The organism is Streptomyces saintjeani, assembly GCF_055409605.1.
Genome location: NZ_CP189624.1, coordinates 9,599,831 through 9,621,307 on the forward strand (window position 1 = coordinate 9,599,831; position 21,477 = coordinate 9,621,307).

General features: G+C 70.4%; 12 protein-coding genes and 1 pseudogene. 8 read left to right on the forward strand and 5 right to left on the reverse strand.

The features are described from left to right. The first annotated feature begins 16 nt into the window (after positions 1-16). Genes ACQCO7_RS42925 through ACQCO7_RS42935 form a run of 3 tightly spaced genes read left to right on the forward strand, consistent with a single transcriptional unit; the run spans position 17 to position 10,436 of the window. Positions 17-8,947, forward strand: coding sequence for an amino acid adenylation domain-containing protein (locus ACQCO7_RS42925; protein ID WP_464076941.1), 8,931 nt, complete (start codon positions 17-19; stop codon positions 8,945-8,947). A 37-nt stretch (positions 8,948-8,984) separates the two neighbouring features. Further along, complete coding sequence (locus ACQCO7_RS42930) at positions 8,985-10,190, forward strand: cytochrome P450 (RefSeq protein ID WP_464076942.1); 1,206 nt, start codon at positions 8,985-8,987, stop codon at positions 10,188-10,190. 48 nt (positions 10,191-10,238) lie between these two features. After that, entirely contained in the window at positions 10,239-10,436 is a 198-nt protein-coding gene (locus ACQCO7_RS42935; protein ID WP_464076943.1) for a ferredoxin, read from the forward strand. Between the two features lie 641 nt (positions 10,437-11,077). Here ACQCO7_RS42935 and ACQCO7_RS42940 read toward each other — a convergent pair. The 3 genes from ACQCO7_RS42940 to ACQCO7_RS42950 all read right to left on the reverse strand — a co-directional run bounded on the left by ACQCO7_RS42940 (position 11,078) and on the right by ACQCO7_RS42950 (position 13,152). Next, positions 11,078-11,398, reverse strand: a complete 321-nt coding sequence (locus ACQCO7_RS42940; RefSeq protein ID WP_464076944.1) for a Scr1 family TA system antitoxin-like transcriptional regulator — start codon at positions 11,396-11,398, stop codon at positions 11,078-11,080. Beyond that, positions 11,395-12,495 (reverse strand): Scr1 family TA system antitoxin-like transcriptional regulator, encoded by a 1,101-nt coding sequence (locus tag ACQCO7_RS42945; protein ID WP_464076945.1) that lies wholly within the window; start codon positions 12,493-12,495, stop codon positions 11,395-11,397. Before ACQCO7_RS42945 ends, ACQCO7_RS42940 begins: the two co-directional genes overlap by 4 nt. Before the next feature lie 138 nt (positions 12,496-12,633). Next, positions 12,634-13,152 (reverse strand): flavoprotein, encoded by a 519-nt coding sequence (locus ACQCO7_RS42950; protein WP_464077436.1) that lies wholly within the window; start codon positions 13,150-13,152, stop codon positions 12,634-12,636. Between the two features lie 457 nt (positions 13,153-13,609). Here ACQCO7_RS42950 and ACQCO7_RS42955 point away from each other — a divergent pair, with 457 nt between their 5' ends. Further along, a complete protein-coding gene (locus tag ACQCO7_RS42955) occupies positions 13,610-13,987 on the forward strand; it encodes a transposase (protein ID WP_464076946.1) in 378 nt (125 codons plus the stop codon). A 214-nt stretch (positions 13,988-14,201) separates the two neighbouring features. On the opposite strand, the gene ACQCO7_RS42960 is transcribed toward ACQCO7_RS42955, so the two are convergent. Together ACQCO7_RS42960 and ACQCO7_RS42965 are read right to left on the reverse strand one after the other, a co-directional pair. Beyond that, entirely contained in the window at positions 14,202-15,671 is a 1,470-nt protein-coding gene (locus tag ACQCO7_RS42960) for an RICIN domain-containing protein (RefSeq protein WP_464076947.1), read from the reverse strand. 76 nt (positions 15,672-15,747) lie between these two features. Beyond that, positions 15,748-16,680, reverse strand: coding sequence for a hypothetical protein (locus tag ACQCO7_RS42965; RefSeq protein WP_464076948.1), 933 nt, complete (start codon positions 16,678-16,680; stop codon positions 15,748-15,750). A gap of 259 nt (positions 16,681-16,939) precedes the next feature. On the opposite strand from ACQCO7_RS42965, the gene ACQCO7_RS42970 reads away from it, so the two are divergent. The 4 genes and pseudogenes from ACQCO7_RS42970 to ACQCO7_RS42985 all read left to right on the forward strand — a co-directional run bounded on the left by ACQCO7_RS42970 (position 16,940) and on the right by ACQCO7_RS42985 (position 21,233). After that, a complete protein-coding gene (locus ACQCO7_RS42970; RefSeq protein WP_464076949.1) occupies positions 16,940-19,810 on the forward strand; it encodes an ATP-binding protein in 2,871 nt (956 codons plus the stop codon). Between the two features lie 14 nt (positions 19,811-19,824). Beyond that, positions 19,825-19,959, forward strand: a pseudogene (locus ACQCO7_RS42975) (IS6 family transposase); the annotation flags it as partial. A gap of 405 nt (positions 19,960-20,364) precedes the next feature. Next, on the forward strand, positions 20,365-20,850 hold the full coding sequence (locus ACQCO7_RS42980) for a transposase domain-containing protein (RefSeq protein WP_464076950.1): 486 nt from the start codon (positions 20,365-20,367) through the stop codon (positions 20,848-20,850). Further along, a complete protein-coding gene (locus ACQCO7_RS42985) occupies positions 20,844-21,233 on the forward strand; it encodes a hypothetical protein (protein ID WP_464076951.1) in 390 nt (129 codons plus the stop codon). Before ACQCO7_RS42980 ends, ACQCO7_RS42985 begins: the two co-directional genes overlap by 7 nt. The last annotated feature ends 244 nt before the right edge of the window (positions 21,234-21,477 follow it).

Sequence of the window (21,477 nt, forward strand, 5' to 3'; positions counted from 1 at the left end):
ACCTGGAGGTTTCCCCATGACCCCGACCACCCCCGACGCCGACGAGAGCGCCACCGAGACGAGTCCCGGCGCGGGCACCGTGCACACCGCCGCGACGAACGAGCGCGCCATCGCCGCCCTGCGCGCCTCCCTCCTGGAAACCGAGCGCCTGCGCCGCGAGAACGAGCGGTTACGGGCGGCGGCCGACGAACCCCTGGCGATCGTCGGCATGGCCTGCCGGTACCCCGGGGGCGTCACCGGCCCCGAGGAGCTGTGGCAGCTCGTCGCCGACGCCCGGGACGCGATCACGCCCTTCCCCGACGACCGTGGCTGGGACGTCGGCGACCGCTGTGCGACGACGGAAGGCGGCTTCCTCCACGACTGCTCCGGTTTCGACGCCCCCTTCTTCGGGATCTCCCCCCGCGAGGCACTGGCGATGGACCCCCAGCAGCGCCTCCTGCTGGAGTGCTCCTGGGAGGCGGTGGAGCGGGCCGGTATCGACCCGCTCTCCCTGCGGGGCAGCCGGACCGGTGTGTTCGTCGGGCTGATGTACGGGGACTACGGTTCCCGGTGGCCCACCGCGCCGGAGGAACTGTCGGGTTTCCTCGGCAACGGCAGTGCGGGCAGCGTGGCGTCGGGCCGCATCTCCTACACCCTGGGCCTCGAAGGCCCGGCGGTGACCGTGGACACGGCGTGTTCCTCCTCCCTGGTGGCCGTGCACCTGGCCGGTCAGGCACTGCGCCAGGGGGACTGCTCGCTGGCGCTGGTGGGCGGCGCGGCGGTGATGGCGACCCCGGAGACCTTCGTCGACTTCTCCCGGCAGGGCGGGCTCGCCCCGGACGGCCGCTGCAAGTCCTTCGCCGCCGCCGCCGACGGGGTCGCCTGGGCGGAGGGCGTGGGCATGCTGCTGGTGGAACGGCTGTCGGACGCCAGGAGCGCGGGGCATCCGGTGCTGGCCGTGATCCGTGGCAGCGCCGTCAACCAGGACGGCGCCAGCAGCGGGCTCACCGCGCCGAACGGGCCCTCGCAGCAGCGCGTGATCCGGGCGGCCCTGCGCAACGCGGGTCTCGCTCCGGCGGACATCGACGTGATCGAGGCGCACGGCACGGGCACGGTGCTCGGTGACCCCATCGAGGCGCAGGCCGTCATCGCCGTCTACGGGCAGGGGCGGGAGCCCGGGCAGCCGGTGCTGCTCGGCTCGGTGAAGTCGAACATCGGGCACACCCAGGCCGCCGCCGGAGTGGCCGGGGTGATCAAGATGGTGGAGGCGATGCGGCACGGCGTCGTCCCGCGGACCCTGCACGTGGACGAGCCGTCACCGAAGGTGGACTGGGACGCGGGAGCCGTCGAGCTGCTGACCGGGAGCAGGCCCTGGCCGGTGACGGGGCGCCCGTTCAGGTCGGCGGTGTCGTCGTTCGGCGTCAGCGGGACCAACGCCCACGTCATCCTGGAACAGGCGCCGCAGGAGACCTGCGACCTCCCGGGCACACCGGCTGAGGCCGTCGTCCCGTGGGTCCTGTCGGGCCGCACCGAGGGCGCGCTGCGCGCCCAGGCCGGCAGGCTCGCGGCGTTCGTCGAGGGCAGGCCCCAGATGGCGCCCGTCGACGTGGCCCACTCGCTGCTGACGGCGCGCAGCGTCTTCCCGCATCGCGCGGTGGTGCTGGGCCGCGACCGCGCGGAGTTCCTGCCGAAGCTGACGGCTCTGGCGAAGGGCGACCCGGCGGCGGGGGTGGTGTCGGGGGTGGCCGCGGGCAGGCCCAAGCCGGTGTTCGTCTTTCCCGGCCAGGGCTCCCAGTGGGCGGGCATGGCCAGGGAACTGCTGGAGTCGTCGGAGGTGTTCGCCACGTCGATGCGGCGCTGCGCCGAGGCGCTGGCGCCTTTCACGGACTGGTCGGTGCTGGACGACGACCTCGATCTCGGCAGGGTCGACGTCGTCCAGCCGCTGCTGTTCTCGGTGATGGTGTCCCTGGCGGAGCTGTGGCGTTCGCTGGGTGTCGAACCGGCGGCGGTGGTGGGGCACTCGCAGGGCGAGATCGCCGCCGCGTACGTGGCCGGCGCGCTGACCCTTGAGGACGCCGCCCGCGTCGTCGCGACGCGCAGCCGGATCATCGCGAGGCAGCTCGCGGGCGGGGGCGGCATGGCCGCCGTCGAGCACGGCGAACTGATCGGTGACGACGTCTCGTTGGCGGCGGTCAACGGCCCGTCCTCCCTCGTCGTGTCCGCGGCCACCGAGGCGCTGGAGGCGCTGGTGGAGCGGTACGAGACCGCCGGAGCGCGGGTGCGCCGGATTCCGGTGGACTACGCCTCGCACTCGCCGCAGGTCGAATCGGTGCGGGCGCCCCTCCTCGACGCCGTCGCCGGTACGTCTCCCAAGCCCTCGCGGATCCCGTTCTTCTCCACCGTCACCGGCGACTGGCTGGACACGTCGGCACTCGACGCCGAGTACTGGTACCGCAACCTGCGCGAGACCGTCCGGTTCGGCCCCGCGATCGAGAGCCTCAGGGAACAGGGCTACACCCTCTTCATCGAGTCGAGCCCGCACCCCGTGCTCCTGCCCGCCCTGCCCGACGACGCCCGCACGGTCGGCACCCTGCGGCGCGACGAGGGCGGCATGGCCCGCATGCTGGCGTCGGCGGCCGAAGCGTACGCGCAGGGCGTGCCGGTGGACTGGCGGCCGGCCGGAGGGCGTCCGGTCGACCTGCCGACCTACGCGTTCCAGCGCCGCCGGTACTGGCTGGACGGGCCCGACCCGGGGCAGCCGCCCGCCCGCGCCCTGGCCGTCCCGGGGCCGGAGGAAGAGGCCGAGCCGGTCTCGGGCGGCCCGGTCCGGTACGCGGACCTGCTCGCTGTCGTACGGGCCGCCGCAGCCGCCGTCCTCGGCCACGCCGGCGGCCAGGACGTCGCCCCGGACGACAACCTGCTCCAGCTCGGCCTCAGTTCCATGAGCGCGCTCGAACTGCGCAACCACCTCACGAAGGCGACCGGGCTGAGCCTGCCCACCACGGTCGTCTTCGACCACCCCACCCCCGCGTCGCTCGCGGACACGCTCCGCGAGCTGTCCCGGTCCGCCGACGCCCTGGAACCGGAGCTGGTGGCGAGCAGCGACACGGACCGCGTCCCGCTCACCTTCCAGCAGCAACGCCTGTGGTCCCTGGACCGGATGGTGTCCGGCAGCCCCGCCTACAACGTGACCGTCGAGTTCACTCTCGACGGAGAGGTGGACGAACGGGCCCTGACCGAGGCCCTGCGGGTGATCGTCCAGCGGCACGAGGTGATGCGCACCGACTTCCCCAGCGTCGACGGCACGCCCTGGCAGCGGGTGCACGACCAGGTGCGGGTGGAACTGCCCGTGACCGACCTCGGTGACCTGCTGGAGGAGGAACGGCCGACGCAGTTCGCCCGGCTCGCGCACACGATGGCCCGGCACGTGTTCGACCTCGCGGACGGGCCGCTGTTCACCGCCCGCCTCGTACGGCTGGCCCCGGACAGCCACCGGATGCTGATCACCCTGCACCACGTCATCACCGACGGCCAGTCCGGCTATCTCCTCCTCGAAGAGCTACAGACCGCGTACGAGGCGATCACCCACGGCGAGCCGGTACGCCTGCCGGAACTGCCCGTGCAGTACCGCGACTTCACCCGGTGGGAGCGGGAGCGGCTCAGCGGTCCCGTGCTGGAGCGGGGGCTCTCCTTCTGGCGCGAGCAACTCGGAACGGGCAACCCGGGGCTCGAACTCCCCATGGACCGGCCCCGGCCGGCCGTCCAGACCTTCGAGGGCGGCAGCCTCGACTTCAGGGTGGACCGGGAGCGGGTCGACGCGCTGGAGGCGATCGCCCGGGACCACGGCGTCACGCTGTTCATGACGATGGTGGCCGCTCTCGACGTCCTCCTGCACCGCTTCAGCGGCAGCGACGACATCGTCATCGGCACCCCCGTCGCGAGCCGGCACCACGCGGACATCGAGAATCTCCTCGGGTTCTTCGCCAACACCGTGGTGCTGCGGACGGACATGTCCGGCGACCCGAGCTTCCCCGAAGTCCTCTCCCGGGTCAGCGCCGTGGCCAAGAGCGCCTACGCCCACCAGGACATCCCCTTCGAGCTGCTGGTCTCCGAACTGCTCCCCGAGCGCGGGATGAGCATGAACCCGCTCTTCCAGGTCTGCCTCGCGCTCCAGCCGCGCCTTCCCGACGACTTCAGGCGGGACACGGTCTTCACCGGCGGGCGCGAACTGCGCAACGGCACCAGCAAGTTCGACCTGTGGATCTCCCTGACGGAGGGGGACGACGGCCTGCACGCCGAAGTCGAGTACAACTCCGACATCTTCGAGCACGCCACGGCCGAACGGATGGTCGCCGCCTACCGTCTGCTGCTCGACGCCATCGTCGACAGCCCGGGGGAGCGCGTCGCCGACCTGCCCGTCCTCTCCCTCGCGGAACGCGCTCAGCTGGTGGAGTGGAACCGTACCGAACGTGACTACTCCGATCAGCCGGGCCAGGGTCTGCACCACCTCGTCGAGGAGACGGCACGCCGCTGCCCCGAGGCGACCGCCCTGTGGTGCGAGGACGCCGAACCGGGTACGGAGCGCGGCCACACCCTCACCTACGCCGAACTGGACAGCAGGGCCAACCAGCTGGCCCATCGGCTGGTGCGGATGGGGGTGCGCCGGGACGAACCCGTCGCGATCTCCGTCCAGCGGTCGCCCGAGCTGGTGATCGGGCTCCTGGGCATCCTCAAGGCGGGCGGCGCCTACCTCCCCGTCGACCCCGACTACCCGGCCGACCGGCGTGCGTTCATGCTCGACGACGCGGCGCCCCGCATCCTGCTCACCCAGCAGGGGCTCCTGGACTCCCTGCCACCGCACCGGGCCGACGTGCTGTGCCTCGACGCCCCGGACAGCGGACTGCGGGAGGAGCCCGCCCACGCCCCCGACGTACCGGTGGGCCCCGACGACCTGGCGTACCTCATCTACACCTCCGGCTCGACGGGACGCCCCAAGGCGGCGATGATCAGCCACCGGGCGGTGCGCAACCGCATCCTGTGGATGCAGGAGGAGTACGGCCTGACGGCGCGGGACCGCGTCCTGCAGAAGACGCCCTTCAGCTTCGACGTCTCCGTGTGGGAGTTCTTCTGGCCGCTGGTGACCGGGGCCCGTCTGGTGCTGGCCCACCCCGGCGGGCACCGGGACGCCCGGTACCTGGCCGCGCTGATCCGGCGCCAGGACGTCAGCGTCCTGCACTTCGTCCCCTCCATGCTCCAGGTCTTCCTGGAGGAACCCGGGGTGCCGGACTGCGCGTCCGTGCGGCGCGTGTTCACCAGCGGCGAGGCGCTGTCCTACTCGCTGACACGCCGCTTCTTCGACCGGCTGCCCCACAGCCACCTGCACAACCTGTACGGGCCCACCGAAGCGGCGATCGACGTGACCCACTGGACCGTGCCCCGGGAGCCGTCGTCCACGACGGTTCCCATCGGCAGGCCCGTGGCCAACACCGCGATCCACCTCCTCGACCCGGCCATGAACCCGGTCCCGATCGGCGTCACCGGAGAGCTGTTCATCGGCGGTGTCCAGGTCGCCCGCGGCTACCTGGGCCGCCCCGAACTCACCGAGGAGCGGTTCGTGCCCGACCCGTTCTCGGCCGGCGGAAAGCTGTACCGGACGGGAGACCTCGCCCGCTACCAGCCGGACGGAAACATCGTCTACCTGGGGCGCACCGACTTCCAGGTCAAGATCCGCGGACTGCGTATCGAACCCGGCGAGATCGAGAGCGCCCTCGAACAACACCCCGCGGTCCGTGAAGCCGTGGTGGTCCCGCGCCGGCTCCACGGCGCCGACAGCCACGAGCAGCTCGTGGGATACGTCGTGCCCCGCACGGACGACACCTGGGGCCGGGACCCCGAACTGGCCACGACCCAGGTCACCGAGTGGAGCCAGGTCTTCGACCGCACGTACGGCGGTACCCGAGCCGGTACCCGGGACGAGGGCGCCGACTTCAACATCGTCGGCTGGAACAGCAGCTACACGGGCGAACCGCTGCCCGCCGAACAGATGCGGCTGTGGGTGGACAGCACCGTGGAACGGGTACGGGAATGCGCTCCGGAACGTGTGCTGGAGATCGGCTGCGGCACAGGGTTGCTCCTCTCCCGGATCGCCCCGCGCACCCAGCTGTACTGGGGCACCGACGTGTCGCCGACAGCGATCGACTACATCGGAACGCACCTGCTCCCCACCTTGCCTCCCGCCTCCCGGGTACGGCTGTTCCCGGCCGCCGCCCACGACATCGGCGGCCTCGACGAGCAGGAGTTCGACCTCGTCCTGCTGAACTCCGTCGTCCAGTACTTCCCGGACCCTTCCTACCTGCGCGGCGTCCTCACCGACGCGGCTGCCCGGCTGCGCCCGGGGGGCGTCATCTACCTGGGCGACCTGCGGAGCCTGAGCCTGCTGGAGACCTTCCACGCCGAGGTGGAACGGGCCAGGGCGGAACCCGGGCTCTCGGTGGAACGCCTGCGGGCGCGGGTGCGGCAGGGTGTCGCGCAGGAGCAGGAACTCGCTCTCGACCCCGAGTTCTTCCTGGCGGTCTCCCGCGAGATTCCGGGCATCTCACACGTGGACGTGCTGCTCAAGCGAGGTGACTTCCACAACGAGCTGACCCGGTACCGCTACGACGTCGTCCTGCGGATCGGTGAGACCCCCGCGGCGGCCACGGGCAACACCGGCGCCGAGCCGCTGCGGCTGCCCGGGGCCACCTCTGTCGCCGACGTGGACCGGGTGCTGCGCACCGAGTGTCCCGACGTGCTGATCGTGGACGACGTGCCCAACCTGCGTCTCGCCTCGGCCAACGCCTTCCGCACGGCCCTGGCCGCCGCCAGCGGCACGACCTGTGTCGAGGACCTGCCGCCCGAGCCCGCCTCCGGCGCCACGGAGCCCGAGGACTGGTGGCGGCTCGCCGACGCCCACGGATATCACGCCCGCATCGGCTGGGCCCCGGGCACGACGACCGGCAGCTACCGTGTGGTGCTGCACCGTCCCGCGGTCGCCCCCGGTCCGGGCTGGCCGGGGCCGGACGGGGCCCTGCGCCCCGCCTGGCACTACATCGGCAACCCGCTGCTCAACGAGATCAGCCGCCGGCTCACCGAGGAGGCCGACGGCTTCCTGCGGGACAAACTCCCGGAGTTCATGATCCCCTCGGCGATCGTGGCGCTCCCGCACCTGCCGACGGACGCCAACGGCAAACTGGACCGGCGTGCCCTGCCACTGCCCCGGCACACGGCGGCGGCCGGGGACGAGATCACCGCGCCCCGCACGCCCGAAGAGGCGATCCTCACCGAGATCTGGGCGGACGTGCTCGGCCTCGACGAGGTCGGCACGTCCACGGGCTTCTTCGCCCTGGGAGGCGACTCCCTGCTCGCCATCCGTGTCGTGAGCAGGGCCGCGGCCCGTGGCCTGTCGCTCACCCCGCAGGACGTCTTCCAGAGCAAGACCGTCGCGGCCCTGGCGGAGCTGGCCGTCTCCCGCAAGAGCACCCTCGCCGACGCCGCCCCTTCGGCCTGGTCGTACGAACGGATCGAACCCGACCTGGTGCGGCGGGTGCGGGAACGGTTCCCGGACGCCTCGGACGTCTATCCGGCGACGGGTACGCAGGCGCACATGCACCGCCGCATCCGCGAGACCCGCCAGTCCGGCAGCAACGTCATCCACCACCGGTTCCGCATCACCGGCGAGAGCTTCAGCCCCGAGGCGCTGCGACGGAGCTGGCAGCACACCGTCGACCGGTTCCCCGCGCTGCGCACCAGCCATGTGACCGTGGAGGGCCACCCGCTCCAGGTCGTCCGCGAAGGTGTCGCCGTGAGCATCGACGCGTACGACTGGCGCGCGGTCCAGCCCGTCGAACAAGAAAGGCGCATCCAGGCGTACATCGCCGAACGGCGTCGCCGCGGTTTCGACCCCGAGGCCCCGCTCCAGATGAGCCTGGCCCTCTTCCGGATGCGGGAGCACGTCTACGAGTACGTCTACCTGTTCAGCCTCGTCGAGCACGACGGCTGGAGCTACATGATCGTCATGAAGGAACTGCTCGACGCGTACGAGGCGATCACGACGGACGCCCCCCTCGACGCCGCCGCGCCCGGCACCGCGTTCGGCGAGTTCTGCGTGGCACAGCAGCACCGGGACACCGAGGAGGCCGAGGAGTTCTGGCGCCCTCAGCTCGCCGGCCTCGCCTCGCCCGCGTGGCGGATCGCGCTGCCCGCGTCCGAGCGCAGGCCCGATCCCGGATGCCCCTACCTCCAGGAGAGCGTCCTGCTGCCTCCGGCGCAGACGGCCGCCCTCACCCGTTTCGCACGACGCTTCGACCTCACGCTGCACACCGTCGTGCAGGGCTGCTGGGCACTCCTACTGGGCGCCGTCACCGGCGCGCCCGAGGTCGTCTTCGGCGCCGTGTTCTCCGGCCGGGGAACGGCTCAGCTCGACGTCGAACGCGCGGTCGGACAGTTCTTCAACTTCCTTCCGGTACGCGTCTCGATCGACCGCGCGATGCGCCTCTCCGGTTGGCTGGACCTGCTCCAGCGGAAGATCTCGACGATCAGCCGGTACGAGTACCTGCCCGCACCCCGCCTGTACGAGCTGGCCGGCCTGCCACCGTCCTGCGACCTCTTCGACAGCTACGTGGTCAACGAACACTTCCCCGAGTTCGACGAGAACTTCGACCGTTTCCACCGTCTGCTGGACGCGGAGCCGGTGGAATTCATCAACCAGACGGAACACCCGCTGCGGGTCGAGGTGGCCCTCTGGCAGGAGTCCCTGCTGGTCAACCTCAACCACTACGCGGGGTACTTCCCGGACGGAACCGTCCCCCACCTGAGGAAGACACTCGAAGCCCTTCTGACCGCCGTTGCCACCGGCGAGGACCGGTCGATCGGGGCACTGCTCGAAGACGTGCGGTTCTCACCTCCGGAGAGTGCACAGGGAAATCGGTAAGTGAAATGCGGACATTCCCGAGCGGAAAGGAACAGTCATGCCCGCTGCTTCGCCCCTCCCCGCGTTCGACCTCACCCGTTCCAAGGACGCGCCTCTGGATCTCCCTCCGCTTTTCACGCGGCTGAGCGACAAGGGCCCCGTCACCCGCGTCCTGCTGCGCGAGGGCCTCAGCACCTGGGTGGTCACGCGCTGGGAGGACGCCCGCGCGGTGCTCGGCAACCCGGCGTTCAGCTCCGACCCGACCCTGCCCGGCGCACCCACCGACAGGGAGGAGCGGGAGCGGCCCGCACCCGGTCTGTTCGTCCTCCACGACGACCCGGTCCACAGCAGTATGCGGCGCACCGTGAGCCGGGAGTTCATGGTCAAACGGGTCGACGCGCTGCGCCCGGCCATCGTCCGACTGACCGGGGAACTCCTCGACTCCCTCACCGAGCACCAGGGACAGCCCGTCGATCTGGTGGAGCACTTCGCGCTGCCGCTGCCGTCCCTGGTCATCTGCAAGCTGCTGGGCGTGCCGTACGAGGATCACGAGTTCTTCCAGGAGCAGGCGAGGCAACTCCTCGACCGGACCGTCCCGATCGAGGAGTTCCAGCAGGTCCTCGCGACGTTCTCCGGCTATCTGCTGGGACTCGTGCAGGTCAAACGTGTCACCCCCGGTGACGACGTGCTCTCGCGGCTCGTCGCGCAGGCGGACGAGGGTGTCATCACCGACAAGGACATCGCCGACATCTGCACCCTGCTGCTGATCGGCGGGCACGAGACGACCGCGAACATGATCGCGCTGAGCACGTTCGCCATGCTGCAGCACCCCGAGCAGATCCCCTACCTGCTCGCCGGACCGGAGCAGGCCGTCAAAGCCGTGGACGAACTCCTGCGCTACCTCACGATCGTGCACCTCGGGCTGCGCCGCACCGCCCTGGAGGACGTCGCCGTCGGCGGCGTCACCATCCGTGCGGGGGAAGGCGTGATCATCTCCCTCAACGTCGCCAACCGCGACCCGGACTTCTTCGCCGACGCGGACGATCTCAACCTGGACCGCGAGGACGCCCGCCGGCACCTGGCCTTCGGCTTCGGCATCCACCACTGCGTCGGCCAGGCGCTGGCCCGCGCCGAACTCGAAATCGTCCTGCCGGAAATCTTCCGCCGGCTGCCCGGCCTGAAGCTCGCCGTTCCGCTGGAGGAGATCACCTACAAACAGGACAGCGCCGCCTACGGCGTCGACGAACTCCCCGTCACCTGGTGACCCCCGCCAACTCCCCCCACCTGGAAGGACCCAGAGGGAAGCACCGTCATGCGTGTAGAAATCGATGTCCCCAAGTGCGTCGCCTCGGGCCAGTGCGTGCTGCTCGCCCCGGACGTCTTCGACCAGCGGGACGAGGACGGCACGGTCGTCCTCCTCGACGAGACCCCGCCCGCCGAACTCCACGACGCCGTCCGCGAGTCCGCCACCGTGTGCCCCTCCGCCGCCATCCAGCTGGCGAGGCCGTGAGTACACCCGCGACCCGGCGGCGCCCCGTGCCGTCAAGTGTCTCCGCAGGCCGAGGCATGGGGAAGCGCCGCCTTCCTTCCTGGGGCGCCCCAGCCTTTCGGCTCGTCCTGCTGTACGAGATCCGGCCGCGTGGCCACGGGGTGTACGTGCGGGGCGATTCGGCTCGTCGAACGTGGGCCGGTGCCCACGATGACCGTTGGGACGCAGGGGTGTGTCATCCAGGGGATCAGCATGGCGCACGTGCGGTTCTTGGAGGCGGGCGTGCGGGTGGCGAGCCCGTTGTGTCGTCAGAGCGGCGCCGTTCGTGGGTGACTGTCTCGATCGTTGCCGATGTGAGGCATGCACGGGAAGCCGGGAGGAGGCGGCTGACGCGTACGCTCCGGAGTCCGCCAGATGCTCCCGTCGAACGTGAGGGTTCGTGTTGTCGCCGGGTGTTCGTACGGCGGGCCGATCAGGTGGCTTGGTGCGCTGGATGTGCGAAGCGGTCCGTTTCCTCGGGGGAGGAGACGGACCGCTTGGAGTTCTCGCGGGGTGGGGCTAGCTCAACTCGCTCTCGCTCACGGCGCTGATGAAAGCGGCCCAGGGGGGCGGCGGGGACTATGAACGCGGCTCCGTGGGGGAGCGGACGGCCATGGCGCCGGTCAGCTTCCCGCCCTGGATGTACGCGCCGCCTTGCTTGCTGCGTAGATCATGCTCAGGGATTCCTTGTAGCCCGGAGCGAGTGCTTGGAGGTCGCTGAACGCGTCCCTGTACCTCTTCACGTCGGCCTCTCGGCGGGAGACACCCGCACTGATGAACGTTTCGAGATAGACGATCGGTTTGAGGGCGGGTGACCCGAACTTCAGGGCTGTGAAACTGCCGCTCATTCCGGGGTGCGCCCCAAGAGAGAACGGCACGACCTGGATCTTGACATTCGGGTTGGAGGAGGCGAGGTCGGTCATGTGGAGGAGCTGTTCCTTCATGACCTCGGCGCTGCCGGCCTTCCGGCGGAGTACCGCTTCGTTGACGATCGCTGTGAACTCCAGAGCCCCCGCTCACGGTGCAGGACTTCCCGGCGCGCTATGCGGACCTCGACGAGCTTTTCGCTCTGATCGACGGGCAAGCCGGCGAGGGCCGGTTCGTGAATGGCGCGCACGTAGGCGTCGGTCTGGAGCAGGCCGGGGACAGGGCCTCCGGGGTTGACGGATTTCTTGGTCGAAACCAGTCGACACAGAGGCCCTGTTGCCACGTCAAGGACTCCGACGGACCCATAACTTGCCGGCGTTGCGGCATGCCGGAGTAGTTCTTCCGGTTCGCCGTGCCGGTGCACCGCCGGGTCTGTATCAGGATGCCGTCGAGCAGGACCACCCCGCCACCCGTTCGGGCGATCTTCCCCGCGGGCAGGGCCCGCCACCGCGAGCCGGTCTTCTTCAAGTGGCCGCGTATCAAGGTGGCGAGGTAGTTCGAGGTGGCGCTCGACAGCGGCAGGCGGGCGGTCTGGACAAGGCCGTCCTGGCCCTCGACGGGGCGGGTGCTGTTCTTCACAAAACACGTCAACTGTCGTCGGGGGCCCGCCGATTACGCCCCCGACGCTCCGTCTTGGCGTGGCTAGTGCCGTGAACCGTCCGTCGGGCCGTTTGTGCAGCCAGCCGCGGTCCGCGAGCTTGGTCACCTTCGCCCGCGGCGGCTCCAGCTTCCCGCGCACCGCCACCTCAAGTCCCAGCGCCTCACCCACCGCCCCGACCTGCACCGGGCCGTCGGCCTTCCGCACGATCGCCAGGATCCTGCGGTAGTCGCCGGGCAGGGCTACCTCGTCGGTCGCGTCACTGCGGTGCGGAATCAGCAGGACCGCCCGCCCGGCCACCTGCGCCTTTGCCGGAACGACAGCCCCGGCCTCGGCCAGGGAGTCCAGTTCGCTCCGGCGAGCGGTGATCCACTGCCGCTCCTGCGTTCCGCAGCCCCCGCGATCTCGTAGCGTGCCGACCGCTAACGGATCGTAGGCGGAGGTCGGTCTCGGCCGCAGTCGAACCGGGCATCCCACCGGAACCGCCCGATGATCTACACCATGGTCATCGGCCACCGACCAGCGCGTGTACCCGAGCCGTCACTCACACCAGATCCGTGACCTGCGAATTCACGATGCTCACCGCACACTGCTCCACCCAACATGACCCCATCGGCTTCGTCTCCGGAGTCCTCGAAGGGACAGCGGCGCTGATTACACCCGCGCGGACGGCCGGGGAGCGAGAAGTTCCAGCGCCTCCTCCCAGCGGAAGCGGTCGGCCCCGCCTCCGGCTTTCGGCTTGTGTGGCTCGTACGAGCCGATCAGAACGCCCATCCCGCGTAGCCGTTCCAGGCTCTGCTCGTACGCGGGGTGGGCGGCCTGAGCCGCGTTGAGGTACGGCACGACGGCTGTGGGGGTTTCCATGCCGTACGCCTCGCACAGGATGCCCAGGGCGAGGGTGTCGGAGATACCTGCGGCCCATTTGCTGACCGTGTCGAAGGTGGCCGGCGCGACCGCGATCGCGTCCGCGGGCGGGAGCGGACGGAGCTCACCGGGTGTGCGCCGGGCGGAGCGGATCGGATAGCCGGTCTGCGTCTCGATCGCCTCGGAGTCGAGGAAGCCCAGACCCTGCGGGGTGGCGACAACCCCGACGCCCCACTGGCGCTCCTGGGCTGCGGTGATCAGCTTGCCGACGTCGCCGGCGATACCGCGGGCGCAGACGACGACGTACAGGAAGGCTTCTTCTCCGGGGCGTTCGGCTCGGTCACGCGGGGGCTCCCAGTTGGCGACTGAAGTGGCGCAGTTCCGGAAGGGTACGGCGAACGCGCAGGCGGGCGTAGGCCAGTAACCCGGATGTCGCGGACGGTCCGGACACGAACGGAACGAGAGTGCAGGCGCTCGTAAGCGTCATGCACATCCGGCTACACCTCCCTGATCCACCTCGGTCGCGCTGCTCGCGAACGCCAAGTCACCGTCAGCGGGCCGCTGCCGGGCAACTCCACCGGCCGGCACCGCAGGAACGAGGGCTTCAACCGCGACGACTTCCACATCGACTTCGACCACCGGGAAGTCACCTGCCCGCAGGGCCAGGTCGGCGCGGGCCGGCACTGACCGTGCCCGACCTCCCCGCCCACCGCGGCACCCCCTGATCGTCGCGCGGTTCACCAAGGCGCAGTGCCAGCCGTGCCCAGTGCGCACCCAGTGCACCACCTCCAAAGAAGGCGCCCGCAACGTCGGCTTTCCCCCGCGAGAACTGTGCGACCTGCGACTGCGCGTACGCGCCGAGCAGCAGACACCCGAATGGAAGGCCCGTTACGCAGTCCGCTCCGGAGTCAAGGGCACCATCGACGAATTCGCCCATGGACACGGCATGCGCCGCTGCCGCTACCGGTCAGAGCCGAAGGCCCACCTGCAACACGTGCTTACGGCCATCGCCGTGAACATCGAGCGGCTCAGCGGCCGGTCATCCGAGGAAACCCCCTCGCCGAGACCGCCAACCGCCTTCCAGACCTTCCTGGACCGCCGGGCAATCCCTCGCCCGAAGTCCTGGCGCACCCTCGACACCTGACCCCCGACCATCAAGATCCCCGACAGAGTCCAAGCTGAGGGCCGCGGACAAACATTCGGCCCTGCGTCTGAGTCTCTCGCGGCACTCGATCGGCGCGACTTGAACGGCCGACGATCGACAACGAGGGAGCGGAGCGCGACACATGAACCGGCCCGGGTTGCGCACGACAGGTGCGCGCAACCCGGGCAATGCCCGCGGAGGCGACCGCCACTCGTCAGCTGATCGGAGTCAGCTGCCAGAGCTCGGAATCGGTCCCGTTGTCGGTGTTCTGGAGCGTGCTCGCTCCGGAGTCGGTCGAGGCTCCGTCGACGTCCAACGCGAGCCCGCTGCGCACGTTGACCAGCTTGACGTAGCCGTGGCCGGCGTCGACCACCTTCCACAGGTGATCGTCGTGGCCGTCGTCGCCCCATTGCACGGCGGGGGTGCCCGGGTCGCCGACGCCGCCGGCGATGCCGAGCAGCAGGCCGCTGTTGACGTTCTTGAGCTTGTACTGGCCGTTGCCGGCGGAGATCAGCCGCCACTGCTGGTTGGCGGTGCCGTCCGCGGTCTGCTGCTTGACCCCAGCGCTGTACTCGGTGGAGGCGCCGTCGATCCCCAGGTCGAGGTTGCTTTTCTTGTTGACGATCTGCATCGCCGGGGCCTTCTGGCCGGCGATGGTGACCTGGTCGGGGTAGGCGGCCACCAGGGGGTCGGTGACCGAGGAGGGGGCGTCGGTGTTCACCACGATCCGGTCGCTCATCCCGTCGTAGTGGGCGGCGGCGTAGTAGATCGTCGAGCCGACCGGCTCGATCTGCGCGATGGCGGCGGCGATGATCTCCTGGACCTGCGCGGCGGTGAACTTGACGCTGCGGGCAGTGGTCGGGGTGGGCCAACTGGTCGGGGTGTTGCCGTTGGAGTCGGTCCAGTGCTGCGGGATCTGCAGGTTGTCGATGTCACCGGCGTAGTCGGACGGGAAGACCATCGCCGGGCCGTTCTTCGGGTCCTGGAAGGCGGACAGGGCGCAGTTGTAGTCGGCCAGGGCCTGCAACTGCTCGCTCGCCGCGGTCGCGCCGCCGGTGTTGCCGGGGTTGGACGTGAGGGAGGTCTGCGGCACGCACGTGGCGGGCGGGGTGGTGTTCGCGGGCGGGCCCTGGATGACGACCTGGTCGGGGTACTGGGCGGCCAGCGGGTCGGTGATGGACGAGGGGGCGTTGGTCTGCGTGATCACCCGGTCACTCGTGCCGTCGTAGGTGACGGCCAGGGAGTACTTGGTGTCGCCGTTGGGCTGGATGGCGTTGGCGACCGCGTTCTGCACGCTGTTGAGCTGGTCCTGCGTGAACACGGCGCTTTTGGCGGTCGCGGGGGTGGGCCAACTGGTCGGCGTGGCGCCGGTGGAGTCGGTCCAGTCGCTCGGGTGTTTCAGGTCGTGGATGTCACCGGTGTAGTCGGACGGGAAGATGATCGTCGGGCCGCTGTTCGGGTCGTCGAACGCGGTCAGGGCGCTGTTGTAGCCCGCGAGTTCCTGAACCTCCTCCCAGTCGGCGCTGGTGGCGGTCGTGGTGGTGGTGTCGGCGTGTGCGGGCGCGGCCGGCAGCAGCGACCCGCCCGCCAGCAGAAGCGACAGGAGGGCGAGCAGGGCGGAGCCCGGCCGCTCCCGCAGCGCGGAGCGCGTGCGGTGCAGCGCTGTCGACGCGTCGTTCAACATGGTCTTCCTTGGGTCCGAGGGGAGGGCGATCACGGCGGCGTCCGCGTGGCCGGTTGTGTCGGGAGTCGAGCCGGTTTCAGCCATTGCCGTCCCTGCACCGGTTGATTGCACTGCAGCCGCGGGTATACGGGTTCGCCGCGGGCGCGGGCACGTTGAGGTAGGTGCCCCCGTCGAAGTGGGCGCCCGGGTCGGCGGCCGGGTCATAGGTGACCCGCGCCTGGCCATGGGCGGGATTGCCCATGAAGCGGTCGTACCTGAACGTCTGAGACCTGAAGTCGATCCTGCCACCGTTGTCGACTTGCGCCCTCATGCGGTACACGCGCACGCCGATGACCGCGGTGTTCGGGATGTGGTGGATGTACGCCCACTCCTGCTGGCTCGCGTAGCGCCCCAGCGTGGCGTCTCCGCGCACCTGGTCGGGGATGTACAGGGCGTTTCGCGCCATCTGGGAATCGATGACGTACACGTAACTGTCCGCCTCCACCCATCTGTTGGCGCACGAACCGGTCAGGGTCCAACCCATCCCCGGAAAGGGAGTCCACTGCGCGATCGGGCGGCCGGTCCGGCAATTGGGCTGCGCCGCCATCGAGTCGAGATTGCGGCCACCCTGGCTACGGGCGAAGACTTCCGACTCCGACAGCGCCGCGCTCGTGGAGATGTAGCCGCTGCTGGCGTTGTTGCCGCCTTGCACGTGGCGCCGGATGTCGTAGTCGCCGCCGATCGCCGTGAAGCCGTTGTTGAAGATCTCGTACGGCGACCGCGAGTCCCCGCGGTACACCTCGGACGGCAACTGCCGTTCGCTGACGGTGTCGCTGTTGACAATGTTGGAACACGAGGAGGAGTTGCCGAAGCCGTTCGGGCAGTTCATCCACCCTGCCGCGTGCGCCGGGCTGGTCGAGACGACGGCCTGGGTCAGGATGATCGCGACGGCGGCGAGGAGCGCCGCGAGTGCCGATATCCGGTAGCGCATCCGCCACATGGGCAGAAGCGTTTCTGCTCGATTGAACATGAGCTCTCCGTGTCGGGGAGTGGTTGCGGCCGTGCCACTGCACGCGCCGGTTGGAGTGCGTGAGCGTCCTCACGCGTTGTCGTGCTTTCCACCTGTCTGGATGGCATCGAAAATGCAGGTGAAGGGCAGGCCGAAACAATGGGGGACGCACTGAATGGGTAGGCGGCCGTCCTAGGATGGGTAGGGCCGATGACGCTGGCCGCCCCGGCGGCCACTGCGGGTGACCGGATAGGGGCGTCCCGTGAAGGACGGTGGTGGTGTGGCGACCCAGCAGGGATCTCAGGGGCTTGGCCGGGGCTTCGTGTTCGTCGGTCGCCGCCACGAACTCGACCTGCTGCTCGCCGCCATCCGACAGCCACCGGCCGTGGTGATAGTCGAGGGCGACGCCGGCATGGGCAAGTCCCGGCTGGTGCGCGAAGCCACCACGATCCTGAGGTCGGAAGGGTGGCGGGTCATGACAGGCTTCTGCCACCCGCTGCGGGAGCCCCTGCCGTACGGGCCGGTGATCGACGCGCTCGGCAAGATCGGTCCGTGGCTGCCTGACGCCGCCCTGCCGCCGACCGCCGGCGCCCTGGCCCCGCTGCTCCCGGACCTGGCCGACCGCCTACCGCCGGCGCCGGCGAAGCCGCAGGGCCCGGGCGCAGCGCGCCACCAGATGATCCGGGCCGTCCGCTCTGTGCTCGACGCGGTCGGGCGGGTGGTCCTGGTCGTCGAGGACCTGCACTGGGTCGACGACGCCACCCGCGAACTGCTCCTCCTGCTCGCCCGCGACCTGCCCGACCAGTTCGCGCTGGTGGTCACCTACCGGGCCGAGGACTTGCCGCCCGGGGCCGCGGCCTTGGGCGCCGCCTACCGCCCGCCACCCTGCGCCAGCGGCACGGTGATCCGGCTGTCGCCGCTGACCAGGACCGACGTGGCCGAACTGGCCGGTGCCGCGCTCGGCGCCCAGGCCACGCCCGAGCTGTGCGCGGCGCTCCATGGCCGCAGCGAGGGCCTGCCGCTGGTCGCCGAGGAAGACCTGATCACGCTGCGGGACCAGGCGCGCCCGGACGTCGGGGAACTGGAGCGGGCCGAGGTGCCGGGCAGCCTGCGGGAAGCGGTCACCGAGCGTCTGACATCGCTGTCCCAGGCCGGGGCGGCGGTGGTGGACGCGGCGGCCGTACTGGCGGTGCCCGCCACCGAGGCGCTGCTCGCCGAGGTCGCGGGACTGGACGGCGACACGGCCACCGAAGCGCTGACCGAGGCGCTGCGGGCGGCGGTGCTGCGCGAGACCGACACCGGCCGGTACGCCTTCCGCCATGTGCTGGCCCAGCAGGTCGCCTACCGGCAGATCCTCGGGCCGCGCCGGGTCCGCCTGCACCGGCGTGCCATCGACGAACTCCAGACGCACGACCCGCTGCCGCTGGTGCAGATCGCGCACCACACGCTCGCCGTCGGCGACCGGCAGGGCTGGCTCGATCGCACCGAGCAGGCCGCCGAACAGGCCGTCGCGCTCGGCGACACCGGCACCGCGGGCACGCTCCTGCAACAGATCCTGGCCCAGTCCGGGGCGGACACCGAGCGACGTTCCCGGGCCGCGCTCGCGCTCGCCCGTACCGTCAACTTGGGCGTCGACTACGCGGCGACCGTCCGCGAGCTGCGCGCCGTGCTGGCCGATCCGCGGCTGCCTGCGGCCACCCGGGGTGAGATCCGCCTGGAACTCGGTCTGACCATGCTCAACATCGACCGTGACCCTGCCGGCTTCCGCGAGCTCGAACACGCCATCGACGAGCTGGCCACCCTCCCGCACAAGGCGGTGAAGGCGATGATCGCGCTGGCCCTGCACGACCTCGACGGCGCCGCCACGCAGGGGTGGAAATGGCTCGGCCGGGCCGAACAGGCCGTGGCGGACGGTACCGACGAGGCGAGCCGGATGGCGGTCAGGAACACCCGACTGCTGTTGATGGCCAGGGACGGTGATCCCGCCGTCTGGCCCTTGGTGGACCGGCTGCCGCGGCGCGGCGCTGACGGCGTGGTGCTGAGCCAGACCATTTTCGCCCTGTACAACCTCACCACCGCGGCCATCCAGCTCGGCCACGACCGGCGGGCCCGCGTCCTGCTGCTCGCGATGAGAGACCTCGCCGACGGCGTGGACGGTCGGCCGTTCGAGTGCCTCGTCCGCGCCCAGGAACTGTGCATCGACCGGCTGGTCTGCCGCTGGGCCGACCTGGACGGCGAGTACGCGGCCCTGGGACGTGCCCACCCCGATATGAGACAGATCGAGGTCGACCGACTGCTGTGTCAGGGACACCGTGCCCTCGCCCAGGGCCGGCACTCCCGGGCCCTCGACCACTTCAGCGCCGCCGCGGAGCACGGAGGCACCTCGGCGGACGTCACGATGAGGATCGCCGCCGCCCTCACGGCCGTCCGGCTCGCCCAGCATGACCCGCGGGCGGCCTGGGCAGCCGCCGAACCGGCGTTGTCGACGTTGCGTGGACTCGGTTCCTGGACACGGACCTTCGGCCTGCTTCCCGTCGCGGTCGAGGCCGCGTTGGGCTGCGGGCACCGCACGGCGGCCGAACAACTCGTGACGGAGGCCGAGTCCGGTGTCCGCGACCGGGACGCGCCGGCTGTCCTGGCCGAACTGGAACTGGCCCAGGGGCTGCTGCTGCTCCGCGACACCGGGCCGACGGCGACCACCGAGCGGGTGAAAGCCGCCGAGCACTTCGCCGAGTCGCAGCGGAGGTGGCAGGAGATCGGCCGCCCCTACGAGGTGGCCAAGGCCGCCGAACACCGTGGCGACGCCCTGACGTGCGCCGAACCGGAGGACGCGGCCGGACACCTGGCCGAGGCCCTGCGCGCCTACACCGACCTGGGCGCGACCGGTGACGCCGCGCGCTGCCAGCACCGCCTGCGTGAACTCGGCGTGGCGGCGGTGGGGCGCCGTGGCCGGCGCGGCTACGGGAGCGATCTGTCGCCCCGGGAACTGGAGGTCGCCGAGCTGCTGGCGGGCGGCGCCACCAACCAGGACATCGCCGCGACCCTGTTCCTGTCCCCGCGCACCGTCGAGAAACACGTGGCCCGGGTGCTGACGAAGCTCGGCAGGTCGAGGAAGGACGTCCACACCGCCTCGCCGGACTCCCCCGCCTGACACTTGGAGGGGAGCTTCACCATGAGGTCATGCCCTTGTGGGAGTACCGCTCCCACAAGGGCATGAACGACCGGGCTGAGAACAGCCACCAGCCCACCAGGCAGCACGAACGCGCGATGAGAGGCTTCCGCGGTACCGGCGCTGCTCAGGGCGCCGAGCCCGGCCGCCCGGAGTTTCGCGGTGAGCTGGTCGTGACGGCAGGCGGTGATCTCCGAGGATCGTCCGGGGCGGGCCGCCGAGGCCCACAGCGGGTGGCCGCGGTCGTCGGTGAGCGCGATCACCAGCAGGCCATGACACTTGTGCTTGCCGCAACGCCGGTAAGTTATGGGTCCGTCGGAGTCCTTGACGCGGTAACAGGGCCTCTGTGCCGACTGGTTTCGACCAAGAAATCCGTCAACCACGGAGGCCCCCTCGCCCACCCATGCTCCTGCCGCGGAATCCTTTTCGGCAAGCCGACCGCGCGATCCCTGGCACTCACCGGTCGCCGGGCGATTGACGCTGGGAGCTGTCACCGAGATCGTCCCGCCGGCCCTGATCGACGAGGTGATCATCCGGTGCTCGCGTTGTGGCTGTATCCGGGCGTCGGCTACCGGGAAGTACCGCGCATGCTCTTCGAGCAGTTGCATCACCGTGCGGGCGCCCGCCACCTGCGGGTGCCCAGTGCGCCGGCGGCGGTGCAGGCACGTCGCAGGCTTGGCCGTGAGCCCCTGAAATCCTTGTTCCTGCTGTTACGGGGTGCTCACTGCGGACCGGAAGACCCCGGCGCGACCGCGTTCGGGCACGATCTGGCTCTGCTGACGGCCGCCGTGGACGGCACGACCCTCGATGTCCCGGACACCGTGCCCAACCGTGCCGCTTTCGGCCCGGCTCCCGGCCGCAGCAACAAGGATCCGGGCCGCTGCCCCCAGATCCGCGTCCTGACACTGATCGCGTGCGACACCCGCGCCATCCTCGACGCGGCATGGAGCGGCCGCTCGACCAGCGAGGGAGCCACTGCTGCGCAAGCTGGTGCACGGCGGGAGTCCGCGCGGGCATGCTGATCCTGGCGGACCGCTACTTCTCCGGGTCCGCGCACGTCGCGACCGTCCGCGCCACCGGCGCCGATCTGATCATCCGGGCCATCGCCAACCGTCGGCTTCCGGTCCACCCGACGCAACCCAACGGCGTCGCCCAAGAGCTGTACGTGTTGCTCATCGTCCACCAGACCGTGCAGATCATCCGGACCCGCGCAGCGCGCGAGAACCCCGACGAAACCCCTGTGGACCCGGACCGCATCTCCTTCACCAGCACCGCCCGGTCGGCTCGCGCCACAGCGCCAACAGACGCCGAGGGGGCCGGATTCCGGTGGAGCACCTCACGCACCTCCACCGCGGCCGTCAACGGAACCAGACTTATTCATGCGCGACAGCACACCTTCGGGTGATGCCGAGGGCAAGTAATTTCAGAGCGATTGATGAGATCGGCGAATGTGAGGAAGAGGGTAAGTGTGGGTAATTCCGTTCCATCTGTCGCGCGCAGCATCAGGCCCAAGCGTTGAACGCCGCCGGTGCCCCGTGAAGGACACCGGCCCGGCAACTGGTGGAGACGGACCGGATGGACGCCCTGCTGGTCATGCCGACGCAGCCGTACGTCTTCCGCAGGGGCGTCCCCATCGCGCTCGGTCCGGA